This is a genomic window from Bradyrhizobium sp. Arg237L (assembly GCF_029990105.1).
Classification (GTDB): Bacteria; Pseudomonadota; Alphaproteobacteria; order Rhizobiales; family Xanthobacteraceae; genus Bradyrhizobium.
Genome location: NZ_JAQMIL010000157.1, coordinates 1 through 3,918, shown reverse-complemented (window position 1 = coordinate 3,918; position 3,918 = coordinate 1). Strand labels below are relative to the sequence as shown.

Here is a 3,918-nt window from a genome sequence, read left to right as displayed (position 1 = left end):
CGTGACGATCGCGAGCCGCCCCTCATTCGGGTGAGACGCGCGGAGTTAAATCACTGATTTGCCCGACGGCGGAAGCGGAATGTTTTTTGTGCGAGGGCTGGACGGGCCAAATCACGTTGGAATCGCTGGCGAATTTTCTCCTCCGTCATTCCGGGGCATCGCGAAGCGATGAGCCCGGAATCCATTTTACCGCTTGCGCAAGTGGACAAATGGATTCCGGGCTCGCGCTGCGCGCGCCCCGGAATGACGGAGAGTGAGGAGCCCGTGGCCCATCCCTCGAGACGCCGCTTGCGCGGCTCCTCGGGATGAGGACGGCGCTTGTGGCAGCAATCAATAACAGCGGGAAGCGGCGATGGTGTGCAGCTTGGTGTCGCCGAGAAGGTGCGCGGTGAAGGCCGGCGTACCGAACAGTTTTGCAAACGCGGCGTCGCGGATGCTGAGGCCGCCGGCGTAGGCGCCGAAGGCGGGCATCACGGCGCGTTCGCCGTCGCTGGCGAAGCAGCGGCGTTCGACTGCGCGGCCGCGGGTCGAGACGCGGGCCTTGGGATGCAGATGGCCGGCGATCTCGCCGATGGCGCCGGTCGGCTCATGGCGGAATCTGATCCGGCCGATCGCGACTTCGGTAGCGACCATGCCGCCGAGATCGGACGGCAGGGCCGGATCGTGATTGCCCGATATCCAGATCCACTCACGCCGCGCCTGCAGCGCGGTGATGGCGTCGCGATCCTGCGCGCTCATCCGCTCATGCGCGCGCCGGTCATGAAAACTGTCGCCGAGCGCAATCACCATGCGCGGGTCATGCCGGGCAACGACGGCGGCAAGGCGGCCCAGGGTCGCCGCGGTGTCGTAAGGCGGGAGCAGCACGCCGCGTGTGGCGAAGCTCGAACCTTTTTCCAGGTGCAGGTCGGAGACGACGAGCAGGCGCTGCTCTTCCCAGAACAAAGCGCCGGAGAGATCGGCGGCGAACGACACGCCGGCGACCTCGAAAGTACTTGGGGGGTCGGCAGTAAGAGCCACTTGCTCCGTCATGGCCGGGCTCGTCCCGGCCATCCACGCCTTTCCACACACGCTGAAGCAAAGGACGTGGATGCCCGGGACAAGCCCGGGCATGACGGTGTGGAGAGGGATACGCCCCGAAAATTCATTTCCATTGCTACGATGTCTCATGACATCGCCTCTTTCACGAGCTCGTCGGCGGCTTCTGCCAATAGCGCGTCGGATGCTTCGCCATAAACCGACTCGCGGCCGATTTCCAGCATCACCGGGACTGCGAGCGGCGAAACATGCTCCAGTTCCCGATGAGTGATTCGCCCCTGGATGCGCGCGAGCATGTCGCCGAGCCGGCGCAGATCGAGCAGGCCAGTTGCGGCATCGGCACGCGCCGCGCGCAACAGGACATGATCGGCCTGATGCTTGCGCAGGACGTCATAGACAAGGTCGGTCGAGAACAGTACTTGGCGGCGCGATTTCTCCTCACCGGTATGGCGACGCGCGATTAGCCCTGAGATGATGGCGCAATTGCGGAAGGTGCGCTTCATCAACGCTGATTCGGCGAGCCATGCTTCGAGATCGTCGCCGAGCATGTCGGGATTGAACAGCGCGTTGAGATCAAGCTGGCCGTGCCGGATCAGGTAAGAGAGGTCGCCTAATCCCCAGATCGCGAGCGCATATTCATTGGCCATGAAGCCGAGCGGCCGGGTGCGGGCGCGCTCCATCCGCCGCGTCAGGAGCATGCCGAGCGTCTGGTGCGCGAGCCGCCCCTCGAAGGGATAGCAGACCAGGTAATGCTTGTTGCCGCGCGGAAAGGTTTCGACCAGCAGCTCGCGCACCGCGGGCACACGGGAAAAATCCTTCTGCAGCGACAGCCATTCGTGGACCTGATCCGGCAGCGCATTCCACGCACGGCGATCGTCGAGCAGTTTGCGCACGCGCTCGGCGAGATAGGTGGAGAGCGGGAATTTGCCGCCCATATAGGACGGCACCTTGGCATCCTTGTCATTGGCGCGAGAGACATAGACCTGGTCTTCGACCAGCGCCTCGTAGCGCACCACCTCGCCACCGAAGACAAAAGTGTCGCCGGGCACGAGGCCCTCGATGAAGACTTCCTCGATCTCTCCCAGCACGCGGCCGCCGCGGCCAAGCGCGCCAGTCGAGCCGGTGCCGCCGGCGCGCGAGCGCACCAGCCGAACCTTCAGCATGGTTTCCTCGACGATGGTGCCGACGTTGAGACGGTAGCTCTGCCGCACCCGGGGATTGGCGACGCGCCAGCGGCCCTGCTTGTCCTGCTTGATGCGCGCGAAGCGTTCATAGGTCTTCAGCGCATAGCCGCCGGTGGCGACGAAATCGACGATGTCGTCGAAATCGGCCCGCGTCAGCGACGCGTACGGCGCCGACGTCAGCACCTCCTCATACAATTCGTCGGCAAGGAACGGCTCGCCGCAGGCGCAGCCGAGCACATGCTGCGCCAGCACGTCGAGCGCGCCTGATCGCAGCGGCGGCGTGTCCTGCGCATTCTCGGCGATCGCATCGATCGCGACACGGCATTCCAGGACCTCGAAGCGGTTGGCCGGCACCAGCACGGCACGCGAGGCTTCGTCGAAACGGTGATTGGCGCGGCCGATGCGCTGCATCAATCGCGACGAGCCCTTGGGCGCACCGATATTGATGACGAGGTCGACGTCGCCCCAGTCGACGCCGAGATCGAGCGAGGACGTACAGACCACGCCGCGCAGCCTGCCGGCCGCCATCGCATCCTCGACCTTGCGGCGCTGTGCGACGTCGAGCGAGCCGTGATGCAGCGCGATCGCGAGCCCATCGTCGTTCATGCGCCAGAGATCCTGGAACAGCATCTCGGCCTGGCTGCGCGTGTTGACGAAGACCAGCGTGGTCTTGTTCTGCTTGATCAGTTCATAGATCTCACCGAGCGCATGGCGCGCGGTGTGGCCTGCCCAGGGCAGGCGCTCGCGCGTATCCAGCATCTCGACGATCGGCGGCGCAGCGCCGCCGGCGGTGACGACATCAGCGGCGATTTGCGTGGCCGGTTGCTGCGGCACCAGGAAGCGCGCGAGTTGTTCCGGCTCGGCGACCGTCGCCGACAGGCCGATCGCGCGCATCTCCGGCGCGAGCCGCCATAGCCGCGCGAGCCCAAGCGACAACAGGTCACCTCTCTTGGAGGTCACCAGCGCGTGCAATTCGTCGAGCACGATGCGCTTCAAGGAGGAGAACAGGAACGGCGCGTCGTCGGATGACAATAACAGCGCGAGCTGTTCGGGCGTGGTGAGCAGGATATCCGGCGGATAACGCCGCTGCCGCTGTCGGCGCGACACCGGCGTATCACCGGTGCGGGTCTCGATCTTGATCGGCAGTCCCATCTCGGCGACCGGCGCTTCCAGATTGCGCGCGATGTCGACCGCGAGCGCCTTCAGCGGGGAGATGTAGAGGGTGTGGAGGCCGCCGGTGCGCTTCACGCTGCGGCCGGTGGAGATGAGGTTGGAGCGCGCGGCGTGCGACGTGCCTCCCTCACCGCTTGCGAGCTGGTCATTCTCCCTCCCCCTAGCACTGCTGCTAAGCTCCACCAGTGTCGGCAAGAATCCTGCCAGCGTCTTGCCGGCGCCGGTCGGCGCAATCAGCAACGCAGAGCGATTTTCGCGCGCCTTTGCCAATAGCGCGAGCTGATGCTCGCGTGGCGACCAGCCGCGTGCCGCGAACCATTTCTGGAAGCGGAGAGGCAGGAGGGGCTCGGTCTTGGTCGAGGCCACGGGCTGGGTCAGGACTGGCACAGGGTAGAGCTATGCCCTCGAGGACGCTTCGTCGAGGGGCGCTCTCCTCACCTCGCCCCGCCCTTCCGCGGCTGTCATATTCGCACATCTTGCGAAGGAATTTGATCGCTGATTCCGTGAGTTGAACGATGATTCGCGG

At 65.2% G+C, this 3,918-nt stretch carries 2 protein-coding genes; both read right to left on the bottom strand.

Annotated elements, in window-relative coordinates:
* Window positions 1–330: 330 nt before the first annotated feature.
* Window positions 331–1,029, bottom strand: a complete 699-nt coding sequence (gene pdeM, locus OZ411_RS42600) for a ligase-associated DNA damage response endonuclease PdeM (RefSeq protein WP_282532747.1) — start codon at window positions 1,027–1,029, stop codon at window positions 331–333.
* A 134-nt stretch (window positions 1,030–1,163) separates the two neighbouring features.
* A complete protein-coding gene (locus OZ411_RS42595; RefSeq protein ID WP_282532748.1) occupies window positions 1,164–3,770 on the bottom strand; it encodes a ligase-associated DNA damage response DEXH box helicase in 2,607 nt (868 codons plus the stop codon).
* Window positions 3,771–3,918 lie beyond the last annotated feature (148 nt).